The organism is Methylopila henanensis (assembly GCF_042681025.1).
Lineage (GTDB): Bacteria > Pseudomonadota > Alphaproteobacteria > Rhizobiales > Methylopilaceae > Methylopila > Methylopila henanensis.
Genome location: NZ_JBHUER010000002.1, coordinates 122,622 through 139,077, shown reverse-complemented (window position 1 = coordinate 139,077; position 16,456 = coordinate 122,622). Strand labels below are relative to the sequence as shown.

Below are 16,456 nucleotides of genomic sequence, written 5' to 3'. Positions count from 1 at the left end.
CCGTCCCGGACGGCCTTCAGGTCGAGCCGGGACCGCGCTTCGAAAGGCAACGACCGCAGAACGATCCCGGCTCTTTGGCCGGGACGACGCCTTACGCCCCGCGCCGCTTGCGCGCGCCGAGGGTCCTCAGGCGCAGCGCGTTGAGCTTGATGAAGCCCGCCGCGTCGCGGTGGTCGTAGGCGACCGCGCCGTCCTCGAAGGTGACGAGCTCCTGATTGTACAGCGAGTTCGGGCTTTCGCGGCCGGTGACGATGACATTGCCCTTGTAGAGCTTCAGCCGCACCCGGCCCGAAACCTCCTTCTGGGAGTAGTCGATCGCCGCCTGCAGCATCTCCCGCTCCGGCGCGAACCAGAAGCCGTTGTAGATCAGCTCGGCGTAGCGCGGCATCAGCTCGTCCTTGAGGTGCGCCGCGCCGCGGTCGAGCGTGATGGACTCGATCGCGCGGTGCGCGGCGAGCAGGATCGTGCCGCCGGGGGTCTCGTAGACGCCGCGAGACTTCATGCCGACGAAACGGTTCTCGACCAGATCGAGCCGGCCGACGCCGTTCGCCCGTCCGAGCTCGTTCAGCCGCGTCAGGATCGTCGCCGGCGACAGCGGCTCGCCGTCGATCGCGACTGCGTCGCCCTTCTCGAAGTCGATCGAGATCAGGGTCGGCTGGTCCGGCGCGTCCTCGGGCGAGATCGTGCGCATGTGCACATCCTCCGGCGCCGGGAGGCTCGGATCCTCGAGCACCTTACCTTCCGACGACGAGTGCAGCAGGTTGGCGTCGACCGAGAACGGCGCCTCGCCGCGCTTGTCCTTGGCGATCGGGATCTGGTGTTGTTCGGCGAACTCGATGAGCTTCGTGCGGGAGGTCAGGTCCCATTCGCGCCACGGCGCGATCACCTTCACCTCCGGCTCCAGCGCATAATAGGCGAGCTCGAAGCGGACCTGGTCGTTGCCCTTGCCGGTCGCGCCATGGGCCACGGCGTCAGCGCCGGTGGCGCGCAGAATCTCGATCTGGCGCTTGGCGATCAGCGGCCTCGCGATCGAGGTGCCGAGCAGATACTGGCCCTCGTAGACCGCGTTGGCGCGGAACATCGGGAACACGAAGTCCCGCACGAACTCCTCGCGCAGGTCGTCGATGAAGATGTTGTCCGGCTTGATGCCGAGCAGCTCGGCCTTCTTGCGCGCGGGCTCCAGCTCTTCGCCCTGGCCGAGATCGGCGGTGAAGGTCACGACCTCGCAGTTGTAGGTGGTCTGGAGCCACTTGAGGATGACGGAGGTGTCGAGGCCGCCGGAATAGGCGAGGACGACCTTTTTCACGGAAGCGGCGTCAGACATTGCGAGGGGGGTCCGGAATCCTGAGGGGCTTGAAGCGCGGCGCACTCTAGCCATCGCGGCGCGCGGCGCAACCCGTGGGAACGATCGCGACGGCGGCGCTCAGACGCCGGCGTCGCCCGGACGGTAGCTGCCGAAACTCCAGAGATTGCCTTCGAGGTCGAGCGCCGAATACTCGCGCGAGCCATACTCGGTGTCGTTGACCTCGCGGACGATGCGGGCCCCGGCGGCCTTCGCCGCCTCGTAATGGGCGTCGACGTTCTCGACCACGACGTAGAGCCCGAAGCGGGCGTCCGCCCAGGGGTCGTCTGAGGAGGCCTTGCGCGGCGAGCCCAGCATCACGCCGCCGGCACCGAAGCTCAGCTCGGCGTGGGCGATCGCGCCGTCTTCGCCCGGCACCACGAGGCCGCGGCGGAAGCCGAAGGCGCGCTCGAGCCAGTCGATCGCGGCGGACGCGTCGTCGAACTTGAAGGCGGGGTAGACGGTCGGGGGGCTGGCGTTCGCAGGGTCTGTCATCCTCGGTCTCCCTAACCTGTCGGCGACGTCCGCCGCCGACGTGACATGGCGCGGCGCGGCTCCGGCGTCACAGGCCGCCGAACAGACCGCGCAGGAAGCCCAGCGGCCCGCCATCGTCACGCCGCGCGCGACGCTGGGGCGGCGGCGCCTCGACCCATCGTCCGTCGGGCTCGTCCGCCGACCCGCCCGGTCCGGTCTGGTAGACGTCGCCGGGCTCTTCATAGCCGGCGACCTGCGGGCTCCAGTCGCCCGGAAGCGCCGCGACCGCCGCGCCGCGATGGGCGGCCGTCATGAAGCGGCTCCAGATCTGCACCGGCAGACCGCCGCCCGAGGCTTTCTTGGTCGGGCTGTTGTCGTCGTTGCCGAGCCACACGGCGGTGACGAGGTGGGACGTGTATCCGACGAACCAGGCGTCGCGGAAATCCTGGGACGTCCCGGTCTTGCCCGCGGCGGGCCAGCCCGGGAGAACCGCGCCCTTCGCGGTCCCAGAGCGGATCGTCTCCGACAGCATGGCGTTCATCATGCCGACGCGCTCGATGTCGACCACCTCTTGCGGCGCGTCGGGCCGCCGGTTGAACAGCACCTCGCCGTCGGCGGTGGTGACCCGCGTGACGATGTAAGGCTTCGCGGCCATGCCCCCGTTCGCGAACGGGGCGTAGGCGGCCGCGAGTTCGAGCGGCGTGACCTCGGAGGTGCCGAGCGCGACCGAAGGATTGGGAGTGAGCCGCGAAGAGATGCCCATGCGCTCGGCCGTGCGCACCACGTTGACCGGGCCGACCTCGACGCCGAGACGCACCGCGACCGTGTTGACGGAATGCGCCAGCGCGTCAGTCAGCGTCATGGGGCCGCTGTAGCGGCGGGAGTAGTTCTCCGGCGTCCAGCCCTTGATCTTCAACGGCGCGTCGACCCGCACCGCGTCCGGGGTCAGGCCGAGCTCCAGCGCGGTCAGATAGACGAACGGCTTGAAGGCCGAGCCCGGCTGCCGCTTGGCGGAGACCGCGCGGTTGAACTGGCTGTCGGCGTAGGAGCGCCCGCCGACCAGCGCCCGCACGGCGCCGTCCGGGGCGAGGGAGACGAGCGCGCCCTGGGTGACCTTCAGCGCGCCGCCGCGCTTGGCGATCGCCTCGGAGAGGTCGCGCTCGGCTTCGGTCTGCAGGGCGGAATCGATCGTCGTCTGGACGGTCAGGTCCTCGTCATAGAGGCCCACCAGCCCATCGAGCTGCTCCATGACCCAGTCGGCGGCGTAGCCGACCGCGCCTTCCGGCTTCGGCGCAGGGGAGGGCGGATGCAGCTTGAAGGCGCGGTTGGCCTCGTCGCGGCCGATGTAGCCTTCGTCGGCCATCGACGACAGCACGAGGTCGGCCCGGGCGCGGGCGCCGTCCGGGTCCCGGGTCGGCGACAGCCGCGACGGCGCCTTGACGAGGCCCGCCAAGGTCGCGGCTTCGCTGATGTTTATCTTGCGGACGGACTTCCCGAAATAGCGCTGGGACGCCGCCTCGACGCCATAGGCGCCCGCGCCGAAATAGACGCGGTTGAGGTACATCTCCAGAATCTTGTCCTTGCCGAACTTGCGCTCCAGCCAGAAGGCGAGCACGGCCTCCTGCACCTTGCGCTCGAGCGAGCGCTCCGGCGTCAGGAACAGGTTCTTGGCGAGCTGCTGCGTCAGGGTCGATCCGCCCTGCACCAGCGTGCCGTGCTCCAGATTGGTCTTCATGGCGCGGGCGAGGCCGATGAAGTCCACGCCCCAGTGGTCGTAGAACCGGCGGTCCTCGATCGCGATGAAGGCCTGCGGCACGAATTTCGGCATGTCGGAAAGCGGAACCTGCGCCCCGCCGGTCTCGCCGCGGTTGGCGACCGGTTTGCCGTCCAGCGCCGCGATCACGACGTTGGGCGGGCGCTTCGGAATCTCGAGCTTGTCCGTCGGCGGAAGGCCGGAGGCGTAATAGGCGACGACGCCGCCGGCGCCGACCGCGCCGAACAGGCCGAGCACGACGACGAGCGACACCAGCCGGCCGAACAGGCCGCTCCGCCGTTTCGGCGGGCGTCCGCCTCCGTTTGAGCCGCGGCGCTTCGCTGGCCGGCTACGTCCCATGACCCAGGCCCAATAGGAGAGTTTTTCGCGGGGCGGCTCCGAATCCTCCCGCGTCGCCGAGAAGGTAGGCTCGCGGCGGCCGTCTGACAGGGGCGGCTCGCTTCGCGGATCGAGCCGGGGTTCGGCGCGGCCGCCGTTCGAAGGCCGGTCGTCTGCGGTCAGTCTGAGGTCGAACGACGCCTCCGGATGCGCGTCGAAGCGCGGCTCCAGCCGTTCGTTCCGCCCGGACCCGCGTCCGATCGCCATGGCCGCCAAACTCCGTCACGTCCCACGCCGCGGCGCGAACAAGCCGCGCCGTCCCTCGATGCCCCGGGTGGACTTTGAATGCGGCGGGTTTAAGGGCCGTTACGGCCGCAAACGCGGCGGCGACGCCTCCGTTCCCAGCCGCTGCGCGTCCGCGCGGGCGATGCGTTTGTGCAGGTGGACGAAGAAAGCCGTTGCGAACAGAGGCGTCAGCAGGTTCGCGAACGGCACGATCACCAGCGCGGCGGTGACGAGGCCGGCTGCGAACACCTTGAACCTGTTGCGCCGCCGCAACGCTGTCGCGTCCGCCTCGCTGCGGAACCGCATGGCCGCGAGCGAAAAATACTCCCGGCTGAGCAGGTAGGCGTTCACGACCAGCCAGATGATCTGACCGATCACGGGAACGAACAGCAGCGGCAGCATCAGAAGGTTCAGGCCAAGCACCAGCAGGCCGAAACGGACCGACAGCGCCAGCCCACGGACGAGCGGCACGGCCGCGCCTGAGGGGTCCTGCGGGTAGTGCTCCCGCTCCACCACCTCGGCGATGTCGTCGAGAAACAGTCCGGCGATGGCCGCGGTCACGGGCACGACCAGGAACAGCATCCCCAGCGCCGTGCCGAGCCCCGCCACGATGCGGGCTACGAGGTTCAGCGTCGGGTTCTGCAAGGTCAGCAGATGCTCGGCCAGCGCCTGGAGGCCGATCCAGCCGACCGCGAGCAGCAGCAGCGTCAGCCCGAGCGACTTCAGCAGCACCGCGCGGAACGGCGGCGAGAACACCTGCCGCGCCGCCTTGATCGCCGAATCGAGCATCGCTTGGTCTCCGCCCCTTTAAGCCGCGTCGAGATACCGGCGTGCGAGATGGGCCTTGAACACGCCGGCGTCGAGCGGGCGGCCGGTGGCGCGGGTCAGGAGTTCGTCGGTGGTGAGCAGCGAGGCCTGTTCGTGGACGTTCTCGCGCAGCCACGCCAGCAGCGGGCGGAAGTCGCCGCGGGCGATCCCCGGCAGCGCGTCGGCCTCGGCGCGCGTCGTCGCGTCGAACAGCTGCGCCGCGGTCATGGCGCCCAGCGTGTAGGTCGGAAAGTAGCCCCAGCCGCCGCTTGGCCAGTGGATGTCCTGCAGGCAGCCGCGGGCGTCGTCGGGCGGCGTGACGCCGAGCAGCTCGCGCATGCCGTCCGCCCACAGCGCCGGCAGGTCGGCGAGATTCGCCTCACCTGCGATCAGCGCCTTCTCGAGCCGGTAGCGCAGGATGACGTGGGCGGGGTAGGTGACCTCGTCGGCGTCGACGCGGATGAAGCCGCGCGCGACCCGCGTGTAGCGCCGCCACATCGCCTCCGGCGCCCAGGCGGGACCGGAGCCGCCGAAGGCCTCACGCATCAGCGGGGCCGCGAAGCCGATGAACTCGCGGCTGCGGCAGGCCTGCATCTCCACCAGCAGCGACTGACTCTCGTGCAGGCTCATGCCGCGCGCGGCGCCGACCGGCTGGCTCATATAGGCCTGCGGGCGGCCCTGCTCGTAGAGCGCGTGGCCGGTCTCGTGCAGCACGCCCATCAGCGCGCTGGTGAAGTCGGCCTCGTCGTAGCGGGTGGTGATGCGGACGTCGTTGTCGGCGCCGCCGCAGAACGGATGCGTCGAGACGTCGAGCCGGCCGCGCGCGAAGTCGAAGCCGAGCGCTTCCATCATCCGTAATCCGAGCGCGCGCTGCTTCTCGACCGGGAACGGACCGTCGAGCGCCGGCAGGGCCGGGCGGCGGGCCTGCGCGGCGAGCGCTTCCTCGGTGAAGCCCGGCAGGAAGGACGCGAGGTCGTCGAAAGCCACATCGATCGCAGCCGAGCGGCCGCCGGGCTCGTAGTCGTTGAGCAGCGCGTCGTAGGGCGAGAGCCCGAGCTTCTCGCCCTTGGCGCGGCCGATCTCGCGCTGGAGCACCAGCACCTGGGTCAGAAGCGGCAGCAGGGACTTGAAGTCGCTGTCTGCGCGCGCCTGCCGCCAGGCCATCTCGCAGGCCGACGTCGCCTTGCTGGAGGCGGCGACGAGGTCGGAGGGCAGGGCGGTCTCGACCGTCCAGATCCGGCGAATCTCGCGCAGGTTCGCGCGTTCCCAGGCCCCGAGGCCGTCGTCGGCCTCGGCCTCGTCGAGCCAGTCGCCAAGGCGTGCGTCCACCAGCATGCCGTGCTTCAGCACTTCGAGCTGCGCCACGCTCTCGGCGCGCGTCTCCGCCGCGCCCTTTGGCATCACCGCGGCGTGGTCCCAGTGCAGCACCCCGAGCGCGTTCGAGAGCGCAGAGATGCGGCCGAAATGGGCGGCGAGTTCGGCGTAGGCGGTCATGGGCGGCTTTCGAGGCGGTTCGGAGTCGGGTTGGCTGTGCAGCGCCGATGTGGCGACGGCGCCGGTCGTCGCGCAAGGCTTCTCGCTAAACCCGGCGCATCTGACCCGCTCGACGAAGCGTCGAATGTCACCGCCCGATCCCGAGCGCCTTCATGCGCGAGGCCAGCGTCGTGGGCTTCAGTCCGAGCCGTTCGGCGGCCCCGCCGGGACCGGAGACCTTGCCGCCTGCCGCGGAGAGCGCGGCGCGGATGCTGGCGGCGTCGCGGGCGCGTCGGGCCTCCTCGGTGAGGATGCCGTCGGGGCCCGCCGCGGGCGCCGCGCTCGTTTGCGGCGCGCGGGCGCCGGCCTCGGGCAGGTCGATGCGGAGCCGGCCGTCGCGGGCGAGGATGGCGCCGCGCTCGATCACGTTCTCCAGCTCGCGGACGTTGCCCGGCCAGTCGTAGGCCACGAGCCGGCGCATGTCGCGTTCGCTCAGAGACAGCGCCGCCGCCTGCGGCTGGCGCTTCAGCGCGTGGAGCGCGAGCGCCGGCACGTCCTCCGCCCGCTCGCGCAGGGGTGCGGAGTGGATCGGAAAAACGTTGAGTCGGAAATACAGGTCGCGGCGGAAGGCTCCCCGACGCACCTCGGCGTCGAGGTCGCGGTTGGTGGCGGCGATGACCCGCACGTCGACGGCGCGGGTGCGCTCCTCGCCGACGCGCTCGACCTGTCCCTCCTGCAGCACGCGCAGCAGCTTCGCCTGCTGCTCCAGCGGGATCTCTCCCACCTCGTCCAGGAACAGCGTCCCGCCATCCGCGAGCTCGAAGCGGCCGACGCGGTCGCGCAGCGCGCCGGTGAAGGCGCCGCGGGCGTGGCCGAAGAATTCGCTTTCGAACAGCTCGCGCGGAATCGCCCCGCAGTTCACCCGGATCATCGGCCGTTCCGACCGGGCGCTCGCCTCGTGGATCGCGCGGGCGATCAGCTCCTTGCCTGTGCCGCTCTCCCCGGTGATCAGCACGGTGGCGTCGGTGGGCGCGACAAGATCGATCTGGCGCAGCACGGTCTCGATCGCCGCGCTCGCGCCGATGATGCCGCGGTGGCGGCCCTCGCGCCGGATCTCCTCCTGCAGATAGGCGTTCTCGAGCTCCAGCCGCTCGCGCAGGGATTCGACTTCGGCGAGCGCGGCGCGGAGCTTCTCCTCGGCGCGGCGCCGCTCGCCGATGTCGCGGAACACCACCACCGCCCCGACGAGGCTGCCGCGGTCGCGGATCGGGGTCGAGGTGTACTCGACCCAGAGCGGCGTCCCGTCCTTCTTCCAGAACACCTCGTCGGAGACCTGATGCACCGCGCCGTCCTTGAAGGCGGCGTAGATCGGGCAGTCGTGATGCGGATAGTGCGCGCCGTCGGGGTGCTTGTGGTGCACGGTCGCGTGCATGTTGCGGCCGACCAGCTCCTCGGCGCGCCAGCCCAGCATCCGCTCGGCGGCGGGGTTTAGGAAGGTCGTCGTTCCCTCCGCGTTGACGCCGTAGACGCCTTCGCCGGCGGCCTTGAGGATGAGCTGGTTCTCGCGCTCGACCTCCTGGAAGAAGCGCTCCACCCGACGCCACTCGGCGATGCCGTCGCGGATGTAGAGGTCGGCCTCGGCGTTGGCGTCGCGGCGGCGTCGCTCGTCGAGATCGGCGAGCGTCAGCAGCAGCTCCGGGCCCTCGCCGAGGCGGACCCCGACATATTCGAGCCGCAGCGCCCGTCCGCCGGCGTCGGGGCTGAGCGAGCGCGTCCAGTGCCGGCCGAGCGTCAGCACCGCGTCGGTGAACACCACGAGCGCCGGCCGCTGGCCCGGGTGCAGGCCTGCGAAAGAGGCGCCGACGAGCCCCGCCCGCGGGCGCCCCAGCAGCCGGCCGGCTGCGGCGTTGGCGTCGACGATCCGGTCGGCGAAGGGATCGACGATCAGGGCCGCGTCGGCGGCCTCGTCGAAGGCGAGCGCTTCAAGCGGCTTTCGGGAGGAAGCGGCGTAGATCACGACATATCGTAAGCGGAGTGACGAGATATCGTCATTTACGACATGTCGTGATCCGCGTTGCAAGCCGCGGCTTCAAGAGAATGCGAAAGCCGCCGGCGCGCAGCCGTTTGGCATGCGGCGTGCAAGAGAGGCGTCGATCTTTCTTGGAGCCTGCGCCGATGACCACCTTCGACGATCCGTTCGACGCCCGTCACCGCCTGACGCCGGGCTGCTCCTGCGGCCGCCACGGCAGCGAGGCCGAGCACATGGCCGCCTCGGCGGTCGCCGGCGACGCGCAGACGTCGCGGGTGGTGGAGAGCGCCGTGATGCGGGCGCTGTTCCCCGAGGACGCCACCCGCCGCGCGTTCCTGACGGCGGTGGGCGCCGGGACCGCGATCGCCGCCGTCAACGCGCTGTTCCCGCTGGCGACCGCGACCGACGTCTTCGCGCAGGGTCTGAAGCCGGAGAAGACCGACCTCAAGGTCGGCTTCATCCCGATCACCTGCGCCACGCCGATCATCATGGCGGCGCCGATGGGCTTCTACGAGAAGCAGGGCCTCAAGGTGGAGGTGGTGAAGACCGCGGGCTGGGCGGTCATCCGCGACAAGGCGATCAACAAGGAATACGACGCGGCGCACATGCTCTCGCCGATGCCGCTCGCCATCTCCATGGGCGTCGGCTCGAACCCGATTCCGTGGTCCGCGCCGGCGATCGAGAACGTCAATGGCCAGGCGATCACGCTGGCCATGAAGCACAAGGACAGACGCGATCCGAAGACGTGGGCGGGCATGAAGTTCGCCGTGCCCTTCGACTACTCCATGCACAACTACCTGCTGCGCTACTACCTCGCCGAGGCCGGCCTCGACCCGGACAAGGACGTGCAGATCCGCGCCGTGCCGCCGCCCGAGATGGTCGCCAACCTGCGCGCCGACAACATCGACGGCTTCCTCGCGCCCGACCCCGTGAACCAGCGCGCGGTCTATGACGGCGTCGGCTTCATCCACCTGCTGTCGAAGGAGATGTGGGAGGGCCACCCCTGCTGCGTGTTCTCGGCCTCGAAGCAGTTCGTCACCGAGATGCCGGGCACCTACCAGGCGCTGCTGAAGGCGATCATCGAGGCGACCGCCTACGCGCAGAAGGCCGAGCACCGCAAGGAGATCGCTGCCGCGATCGCGCCGACCAACTACCTCAACCAGCCGGTGACGGTGGTGGAGCAGGTGCTGACCGGCACCTTCGCCGACGGCCTCGGCGGCGTGAAGAAGGACGCCGACCGCATCGCCTTCGATCCGTTCCCCTGGGAGAGTTTCGCGGTCTGGATCCTCACCCAGATGAAGCGCTGGGGCCAGATCAAGGGCGACGTCGACTACCAGAAGGTCGCGAAGGAGGTGTTCCTCGCCACCGACGCGACCAAGCTGATGGCGGAGGCGGGGCTTACGCCGCCGCAGTCGACCACCAAGACCTTTTCGGTCATGGGCAAGACGTTCGACCCGTCGAAGCCGGACGAGTACGTCGCTTCCTTCGCGATCAAGCGGGGCTGAGCGATGAGCGGCTCCCTCTCCCTCCGCGCAGGACTGCTGTCGATTCTGATCTTCGCCGTGTTCATCGGCGCGTGGCAGTTCGCCACGCTGCCCTCCGGCGGAGCCGCGGGCGATGTCGATCCGGAATACGCCGCTCTCGTCTCGGGCGCGGCGGCGCAGGGGGCGAAGAGCGCGTTCCCGACGCCGGCGGACGTCGCGGGCGTGATCTGGGGCCATCTCAAGGACCCGTTCTACGTTCGCGGCGCGAACGATCAGGGCGTCGGCGTCCAGCTCGCCTATTCGCTCGGCCGCGTGCTGCTCGGCTACCTGCTCGCGGCCGCGGTCGCGATCCCGCTCGGCTTCCTGATCGGCATGTCGCCGCTGGTCTACCGCGCGCTCGATCCCTTCATCCAGGTGCTGAAGCCGATCTCGCCGCTCGCCTGGATGCCGCTCGCGCTCTACACGATCAAGGATTCCGGCATCTCCGCGATCTTCGTCATCTTCATCTGCTCGCTGTGGCCGATGCTGATCAACACCGCCTTCGGCGTCGCGAGCGTGCGGAAGGAATGGCTCAACGTGGCCGCGACGCTGGAGGTTGGGGCGCTGCGGAAAGCGTTCCTCGTCATCCTGCCGGCGGCGGCGCCGACCATTATGACCGGCATGCGGATCTCGATCGGCATCGCCTGGCTCGTGATCGTCGCGGCCGAGATGCTCGTGGGCGGCACCGGCATCGGCTACTTCGTCTGGAACGAGTGGAACAACCTCTCGATCGGCAACATCATCACCGCGATCCTGCTGATCGGCCTCGTCGGCATGGCGCTCGACGTCGCGCTCGGCCGCGCCGCGCGGCTCGTGGCCTACCGGGAGTGAGCGAGATGACGAAGCCTCTCATCTCCATCGAGGCGCTGGCGCGCCGCTATCCCGCCCGTGGCGGCGGTGAGACCACGATCTTCGAGAATGTCTGGCTGCCGATCCAGAAGGGCGAGTTCGTCTGCCTGATTGGGCATTCCGGCTGCGGCAAGACCACGATCCTCAACGTGCTCGCCGGCCTCGACCAGCCCTCCGGCGGCGCGGTGATCGTCGACGGGCGCGAGATTTCGGGGCCGAGCCTCGACCGCGCCGTGATCTTCCAGGGCCACTCGCTGCTGCCGTGGATGACCGTCATCGGCAACATCGCCTTCGCGGTGACCTCTCGCCATCCCGACTGGGACCGGGAGAAGGTGCGGGCGCACTGCCAGAAGTACATCGACGTCGTGCATCTCACCGGCTCGGAGCACAAGAAGCCGGCGGAGCTCTCGGGCGGCATGAAGCAGCGCGTCGGCATCGCCCGCGCGCTCGCGATCGAGCCCAAGATGCTGCTGATGGACGAGCCGTTCTCCGCGCTCGACGCGCTCACCCGCGGCTCGCTGCAGGACGAGGTGCGCCGCATCTGCACCGAGACCGAGCAGACCGTGTTCATGATCACCCACGACATCGACGAGGCCATGCTGCTCGCCGACAAGATCGTGCTGATGACCAACGGGCCGGGCGCGAAGATCGCCGAGATCGTCGAGAACACGCTGCCGAAGGACCGGCGGCCCGCGACGATGCACAAGCACGCGAACTACTACGCGCTGCGCAATCACTTGCTGGATTTCCTCGTGACCCGCTCGAAGAACTTCGCCGCGGAGATCGAGGGCAAGGCCTACGACCCGCGCAAGCCGCCGGTCGTGCGCCCCGGCGCGAAGCCCGTCGGCGTCGAGACCCTCGCCGACGACGGCTCGCCGCGCTCCGCGGCGATCGCCTGACCGGTCCCGGCGGCGGGCCGCGCCGCCGGACCCTGACGACCTGACCTGACCACCATGACCACCACAGGAGCCGTGCGCCATGACCCGCGCCGAAGTGACCGAACTCGTCCTCACCGCCAAGCGCATGAAGGGCCTCACTTGGAAGCAGATCCACGAGAAGGTGTCCGTCTCGACCTCGCCGGTCGTGATCACGGCCGCGCTGCTCGGGCAGATGCGGCTCGAGCCGAACGAGGCGGAGAAGGCGGCGGAGCTGCTGGACCTGCCGGAGGAGGCGAAGATCATCCTGACCGAGATCCCCTATCGCGGATCGCTGCCGCAGGTGCCGCCCACCGATCCGGTCATCTACCGCTTCTACGAGCTGATCCAGGTCTACGGCACGACCTGGAAAGAACTGATCAACGAGGAGTTCGGCGACGGAATCATGTCCGCCATCGATTTCGACATGACGCTGGAGCGCCAGCCCGACCAAAAAGGCGATCGGGTGAAAATCGGCATGTCGGGCAAGTTCCTGAGCTACAAGCGATATTGATCGGCTAGACGTTAGTCTGAGCCTTCTGGTCTTATTATGGACTGGCGTTTGTCCTCCGCGCGGGCTTTGATCCGGTGGTCAAAGAACGCGCGGGGGGCGCACATGATCTCTTCTGGAACCAAGGCTGGGCTGGCGCTGGCGCTGGCTGTCGCGACGCCGGCCGCCGCCGGCACCGGAATGGCGGAGTTTTGGGGTTCGTTCAACTCGAACGGCACGGCGCGGACGGTGTCCGGCGTCGCAGCCGTTCAGAGGACCGCCGCCGGCAATTACCGGATCACGTTCCCGCGCGCGGTGACGACCTGTTCCTGGCAGGCGACCATCCTCGGCGCGACGCCGGGCATGCTCACCATCGCCACAGTGTCCGGGCAGCCGACGATGCTGAACGTACTGACGTTCGCTCCGAACGCCGCCGCCGCCGATCGGTTGTTCTCCATCCTGGTGAAGTGCCAGGACTGATCCGGCGAGCTGGCGATGGTCTATCTGACAAGCGGCGTCTCGGGGACGCCGCATCCGATCCGTTCGCTCGTTCTCTTGACGGTAAGCGCCTTCGTCGCCTGCGCCGCGCCGGCGCTCGCACAGGGGCCGAACGATCCGCCGGCCGCCGGCCGGGCCGCGCCGGCGCCCTCGACGAGCGATCGCGGCATGGCGCTGATGTCCGCCGTCGTCCGGTCCGACGGGACCCTCGTGCGAGCCGAGGGCGCTGAGTCCTCGGCCGTCGTCAGCGCGAGCCATCAGTACGAGGTGATCTTCGGCCGCGATGTGACAGCGTGCGCTTATTCCGTCGACGTTGGCGGCTGGGAGACCGCCGGCACGCCGCCGAGAGGCGTCGCCGCCGTCATCGGTCGAGCCGGAAATGTCAGAGGCGTGTTCGTCGAGACATTTAGCGTCGATGGGACGGCGCTGCCGCTTGGTTTCCATGTCCTCGTGTTCTGCGGCCGCTGACGCCGCTTCGAAAGGAGATCGTCCATGCCGATGCGCTTTGCCGCGACAGCCCTTCTGCTTGGCGCCGTCGTCGCGCCGGCGCTGGCGTCGGACCGGAACGATCCGCCGGCGCGCGCCAAAGCTTCGCCCACGCCATCCGCCTCCGACCTGGGCATGGCGCTGATGTCGGCCGCTGTGCGGATGGACGGCTCGCTGGTCCGTGGCGAGGGGGCGCAAAGCGCGGTCAACCTCGCCAAGGGCGCCTACGAGGTCTCTTTTGGTCGTGACATCACCAACTGCGCCCTCACGGCGACGATCGGCGTAGTCGAAGCCTTCGACACTCCCCCGTCGCTGTTCGCGGTGGTGTCGCCGCGAGCCGGCGACCCGAGCGCCGTGTTCCTCCGGATACTGGACGTCAACGGGACGCTGACGAACGGCCCGTTCCACCTGACGGTGTTCTGCGGCCGCTGACTGCCTCGCGAGCGCCACGATCTCGAACGGTTCTATTTTCCGTTGGCCGCGCTACCTTCGGCGTAAGACGGCGGGGCGCATGCGGCGTCGCGCCCGACCACGCGCGCGATGGCGGGGCGGAACATGAGACCACTTGTCGGCCAGGGCCGCATCCGCGAGCGCGGCGGCGCGGTCTCCCCGCCGGCGTCGATCACCTGGGGCGGCGGCGAGGTCACCTTCGACAGCCGGCGCTGGACCTGCGACGACGCCGAGATCGAATGGACGTCGCCGCATCATCTGATCGTGCTTACGGAGGCTGGCGGCACCGCGACGACGGAGGTTCGCGTCGACGGCGGCCGCGCCTATGACGGCCGCGACGCGCCGGGCGCGCTGAGCTTCATTCCCGCCGGCGCCTCCCGCTACGGCGCCTATCGTCGGGCGGACATGTCCTACGCCGCGATCTGGATCGCGCCGGAGACGATGGACCGGCTCGCCGGAAGGCCGTTCCGCGCGCCGGCCCCCTTCGTCAATGGCGAGGACCCCGTGGTCGCCGCCCTGCTCAGGGGCCTGCGGGACGACGCGGCCGCGGGCCTTGCGCCGTCGGCGGCCTACGCCGAGCACGCCGTCGCGCTGATGGCGATGCGGCTTGCTTCGCGCGAGGGCGCGAGGCCGGCCCCGCGCGAGGCCCCGGGCGGGCTGTCGCGCCGGGAGCTCGCCCGCATCGCCGACCATGTCGACGCCCATCTCGCCGAGGACGTATCGCTCGCCGATCTCGCCGCGCTGGCGCGCATGCCGGTCGATCGGTTCGCGCGCCGGTTCCGGGCCGCGACCGGGCTCGCGCCTTACGCCTACGTGCTGGAGCGTCGCGTGCGCGCCGCGGAGCGGATGCTGGCGGCGTCGGAGCTTTCGATCGCCGAGATCGCCTTCGCCCTCGGCTTCTCCAGCCAGAGCCACTTCACGACCGTCTTCCGCCGGCGCAACGGGGCGACCCCGCAGGCCTGGCGCCGCGCCGCAGCGCCCGGATCGTGAAACTGGCGCCGGAAAGCTGAAAGACGAAAGCAGCAGGGACCGCTTGAAATGACGACCGTTTCCGACTGCGCCCGGGATTTCGGGGGACACCGGCCGCAGGCGCTCCGAAGGAGGCCGCAGGCACGACATGACGACACCCCGCTTCCGCCCGTCGCGACGCGACGTCCTGGAGGGATCGACCACGGCGGCCGCATGCCTCGCGGCCGGGCTTTCCAGCCTCCCGGCGGCGCACGCCGCGCCTGCTCCATCTCCTGTCGCTGGGGGCGCTGACGTGCGGCTCACCGTCAACGGCGAGGCGCGCAGCCTCAGCCTCGATCCCCGGACCACGCTGCTCGACGCGCTGCGCGATCATCTCGACCTCACCGGCGCGAAGAAGGGCTGCGACCACGGCCAGTGCGGCGCCTGCACGGTGCTGGTCGGCGGCCGCCGCGTCGTCTCCTGCCTCACCCTCGCGGTGATGCACGAGGGCGACGAGGTCGTCACCGTCGAGGGCCTTGCGGCCGGCGACGACCTGCACCCGATGCAGGCCGCGTTTCTGGAGCGCGACGCCTTCCAGTGCGGCTTCTGCACGCCGGGCCAGATCTGCTCGGGCGTCGGCATGCTGGCGGAGGCGAAGGCCGGGTGGCCGAGCAACGTCTCGGGCGATCTGCTCGCGCGCGGCGACCTCGACGACGGCGAGATCCGCGAACGCATGAGCGGCAATCTCTGCCGCTGCGCCGCCTATCCCAACATCGTCGCCGCCATCCGCGACGTGAGCGAGGGAGGCGCGCTGTGACCCCCTTCACCTATGAGCGCGCGAGCGATCCGGCGGCCGCGGCGCGCGCCGTCGCCGCTCGCCCGGACGCGCGCTTCATCGCCGGCGGCACCAACCTCGTCGACCTGATGAAGCTCGGCGTCGAGCGGCCGGGCCATCTCGTGGACGTCTCGCGTCTGAAGCTCGACGCGATCGAGCCGACGCCCGAGGGCGGGCTGAAGATCGGCGCCCAAGTGAAGAACAGCGTCCTCGCGGGCGACGAACGGGTGCGCGAGCTCTATCCGCTGCTGTCGCGCGCGCTGCTCGCCGGGGCCTCCGGTCAGCTCCGCAACATGGCCTCGACCGGCGGCAACCTGCTCCAGCGCACCCGCTGCTTCTACTTCACCGACGTCTCCCAGCCCTGCAACAAGCGCGCGCCCGGCTCCGGCTGCGCCGCGCTTGGCGGCTTCAACCGGATCCACGCCGTGCTCGGCGCGACCGAGGCCTGCATCGCCACCAACCCCTCGGACATGGCTGTCGCGATGGCCGCGCTCGACGCCCGCGTCGAGACCGTGACGGGCGAGGGCGAACGCCGCGAGATTCCGCTCGGCGAACTCTACCGGGCGCCCGGAGAGGGGCCGGAGACCACGCTCGGCCATGGCGAGCTGATCACCGCGGTGCTGCTGCCGCCGCCGCCGCCGGGCCGTCAGGTCTACCGCAAGGTCCGCGACCGCGCGTCCTACGCCTTCGCGCTGGTCTCGGTCGCGGCGGTGGTCGACGCCGCCGACGGCCGCGTCCGCGGCGGAAGGCTCGCGCTTGGCGGCGTCGCGCACAAGCCGTGGCGGGTGGAGGAGGCCGAGCGCCTGTTCGACGGCGGCGCCGAGACGCGTCTGTTCGACCGGATCGCGGAGGCGGCGCTTTCCGGCGCCCGCGGCTACGGCCACAACGATTTCAAGATCGATCTCGCCCGGCGCGCGATCCGGCGCACGCTCGCCGACGCCGCCGGCGTCTCGTGAGGGCC

The 16,456-nt window shown here is 70.1% G+C and carries 16 protein-coding genes; 10 read left to right on the top strand and 6 right to left on the bottom strand.

All coding sequences use genetic code 11. The features are described from left to right. Window positions 1–91 precede the first annotated feature (91 nt). The 6 genes from ACFSCV_RS03340 to ACFSCV_RS03315 form a co-directional block, all read right to left on the bottom strand. Window positions 92–1,324, bottom strand: a complete 1,233-nt coding sequence (locus tag ACFSCV_RS03340; protein WP_378796996.1) for an argininosuccinate synthase — start codon at window positions 1,322–1,324, stop codon at window positions 92–94. Window positions 1,325–1,423: 99 nt separating this feature from the next. Further along, window positions 1,424–1,837, bottom strand: coding sequence for a VOC family protein (locus tag ACFSCV_RS03335; protein ID WP_378796994.1), 414 nt, complete (start codon window positions 1,835–1,837; stop codon window positions 1,424–1,426). Window positions 1,838–1,904: 67 nt separating this feature from the next. Beyond that, entirely contained in the window at window positions 1,905–4,175 is a 2,271-nt protein-coding gene (locus tag ACFSCV_RS03330; protein WP_378796992.1) for a transglycosylase domain-containing protein, read from the bottom strand. 99 nt (window positions 4,176–4,274) lie between these two features. Beyond that, window positions 4,275–4,982, bottom strand: a complete 708-nt coding sequence (locus tag ACFSCV_RS03325) for a sulfate transporter family protein (protein ID WP_378796990.1) — start codon at window positions 4,980–4,982, stop codon at window positions 4,275–4,277. An 18-nt stretch (window positions 4,983–5,000) separates the two neighbouring features. Then, complete coding sequence (locus ACFSCV_RS03320; RefSeq protein ID WP_378796988.1) at window positions 5,001–6,494, bottom strand: carboxypeptidase M32; 1,494 nt, start codon at window positions 6,492–6,494, stop codon at window positions 5,001–5,003. Between the two features lie 127 nt (window positions 6,495–6,621). Then, entirely contained in the window at window positions 6,622–8,487 is a 1,866-nt protein-coding gene (locus ACFSCV_RS03315; protein WP_378797464.1) for a sigma 54-interacting transcriptional regulator, read from the bottom strand. A 161-nt stretch (window positions 8,488–8,648) separates the two neighbouring features. Here ACFSCV_RS03315 and ACFSCV_RS03310 point away from each other — a divergent pair, with 161 nt between their 5' ends. The 10 genes from ACFSCV_RS03310 (at window position 8,649) to ACFSCV_RS03265 (ending at window position 16,451) form a co-directional block, all read left to right on the top strand. Further along, the gene (locus tag ACFSCV_RS03310) at window positions 8,649–10,007 is read left to right on the top strand and encodes a CmpA/NrtA family ABC transporter substrate-binding protein (RefSeq protein WP_378796986.1); all 1,359 of its coding nucleotides are present in this window, start codon (window positions 8,649–8,651) and stop codon (window positions 10,005–10,007) included. Window positions 10,008–10,010: 3 nt separating this feature from the next. Next, complete coding sequence (gene ntrB / locus ACFSCV_RS03305) at window positions 10,011–10,856, top strand: nitrate ABC transporter permease (RefSeq protein ID WP_378796984.1); 846 nt, start codon at window positions 10,011–10,013, stop codon at window positions 10,854–10,856. A 5-nt stretch (window positions 10,857–10,861) separates the two neighbouring features. Next, complete coding sequence (locus tag ACFSCV_RS03300; protein WP_378796982.1) at window positions 10,862–11,773, top strand: ABC transporter ATP-binding protein; 912 nt, start codon at window positions 10,862–10,864, stop codon at window positions 11,771–11,773. A gap of 79 nt (window positions 11,774–11,852) precedes the next feature. Further along, window positions 11,853–12,302 carry a cyanase gene (gene cynS / locus ACFSCV_RS03295; protein WP_378796980.1) on the top strand — a complete coding sequence of 150 codons (450 nt, stop codon included), beginning with the start codon at window positions 11,853–11,855 and terminating at the stop codon, window positions 12,300–12,302. Window positions 12,303–12,338: 36 nt separating this feature from the next. Beyond that, window positions 12,339–12,758 carry a hypothetical protein gene (locus ACFSCV_RS03290; RefSeq protein ID WP_378796978.1) on the top strand — a complete coding sequence of 140 codons (420 nt, stop codon included), beginning with the start codon at window positions 12,339–12,341 and terminating at the stop codon, window positions 12,756–12,758. Window positions 12,759–12,944: 186 nt separating this feature from the next. Continuing rightward, window positions 12,945–13,244 (top strand): hypothetical protein, encoded by a 300-nt coding sequence (locus ACFSCV_RS03285; protein ID WP_378796976.1) that lies wholly within the window; start codon window positions 12,945–12,947, stop codon window positions 13,242–13,244. A gap of 30 nt (window positions 13,245–13,274) precedes the next feature. Continuing rightward, window positions 13,275–13,694, top strand: coding sequence for a hypothetical protein (locus tag ACFSCV_RS03280; RefSeq protein WP_378796974.1), 420 nt, complete (start codon window positions 13,275–13,277; stop codon window positions 13,692–13,694). 123 nt (window positions 13,695–13,817) lie between these two features. Next, window positions 13,818–14,702, top strand: coding sequence for a helix-turn-helix domain-containing protein (locus ACFSCV_RS03275; protein ID WP_378796972.1), 885 nt, complete (start codon window positions 13,818–13,820; stop codon window positions 14,700–14,702). 127 nt (window positions 14,703–14,829) lie between these two features. Next, window positions 14,830–15,477 (top strand): 2Fe-2S iron-sulfur cluster-binding protein, encoded by a 648-nt coding sequence (locus ACFSCV_RS03270; protein ID WP_378796970.1) that lies wholly within the window; start codon window positions 14,830–14,832, stop codon window positions 15,475–15,477. Continuing rightward, window positions 15,474–16,451 carry an FAD binding domain-containing protein gene (locus ACFSCV_RS03265; RefSeq protein ID WP_378796968.1) on the top strand — a complete coding sequence of 326 codons (978 nt, stop codon included), beginning with the start codon at window positions 15,474–15,476 and terminating at the stop codon, window positions 16,449–16,451. The genes ACFSCV_RS03270 and ACFSCV_RS03265 overlap by 4 nt, the downstream gene beginning before the upstream one ends. The last annotated feature ends 5 nt before the right edge of the window (window positions 16,452–16,456 follow it).

Excerpts from the sequence above, each read along its gene's own strand:
- ACFSCV_RS03340 (WP_378796996.1), bottom strand. The coding sequence starts at position 1,324 with ATGTCTGACGCCGCTTCCGTGAAAAAGGTCGTCCTCGCCTATTCCGGC.
- ACFSCV_RS03335 (WP_378796994.1), bottom strand. The coding sequence starts at position 1,837 with ATGACAGACCCTGCGAACGCCAGCCCCCCGACCGTCTACCCCGCCTTC.
- ACFSCV_RS03330 (WP_378796992.1), bottom strand. The coding sequence starts at position 4,175 with ATGGCGATCGGACGCGGGTCCGGGCGGAACGAACGGCTGGAGCCGCGC.
- ACFSCV_RS03325 (WP_378796990.1), bottom strand. The coding sequence starts at position 4,982 with ATGCTCGATTCGGCGATCAAGGCGGCGCGGCAGGTGTTCTCGCCGCCG.
- ACFSCV_RS03320 (WP_378796988.1), bottom strand. The coding sequence starts at position 6,494 with ATGACCGCCTACGCCGAACTCGCCGCCCATTTCGGCCGCATCTCTGCG.
- ACFSCV_RS03310 (WP_378796986.1), top strand. The coding sequence starts at position 8,649 with ATGACCACCTTCGACGATCCGTTCGACGCCCGTCACCGCCTGACGCCG.
- ntrB (WP_378796984.1), top strand. The coding sequence starts at position 10,011 with ATGAGCGGCTCCCTCTCCCTCCGCGCAGGACTGCTGTCGATTCTGATC.
- ACFSCV_RS03300 (WP_378796982.1), top strand. The coding sequence starts at position 10,862 with ATGACGAAGCCTCTCATCTCCATCGAGGCGCTGGCGCGCCGCTATCCC.
- cynS (WP_378796980.1), top strand. The coding sequence starts at position 11,853 with ATGACCCGCGCCGAAGTGACCGAACTCGTCCTCACCGCCAAGCGCATG.
- ACFSCV_RS03290 (WP_378796978.1), top strand. The coding sequence starts at position 12,339 with ATGGACTGGCGTTTGTCCTCCGCGCGGGCTTTGATCCGGTGGTCAAAG.
- ACFSCV_RS03285 (WP_378796976.1), top strand. The coding sequence starts at position 12,945 with ATGGCGCTGATGTCCGCCGTCGTCCGGTCCGACGGGACCCTCGTGCGA.
- ACFSCV_RS03280 (WP_378796974.1), top strand. The coding sequence starts at position 13,275 with ATGCGCTTTGCCGCGACAGCCCTTCTGCTTGGCGCCGTCGTCGCGCCG.
- ACFSCV_RS03275 (WP_378796972.1), top strand. The coding sequence starts at position 13,818 with ATGAGACCACTTGTCGGCCAGGGCCGCATCCGCGAGCGCGGCGGCGCG.
- ACFSCV_RS03270 (WP_378796970.1), top strand. The coding sequence starts at position 14,830 with ATGACGACACCCCGCTTCCGCCCGTCGCGACGCGACGTCCTGGAGGGA.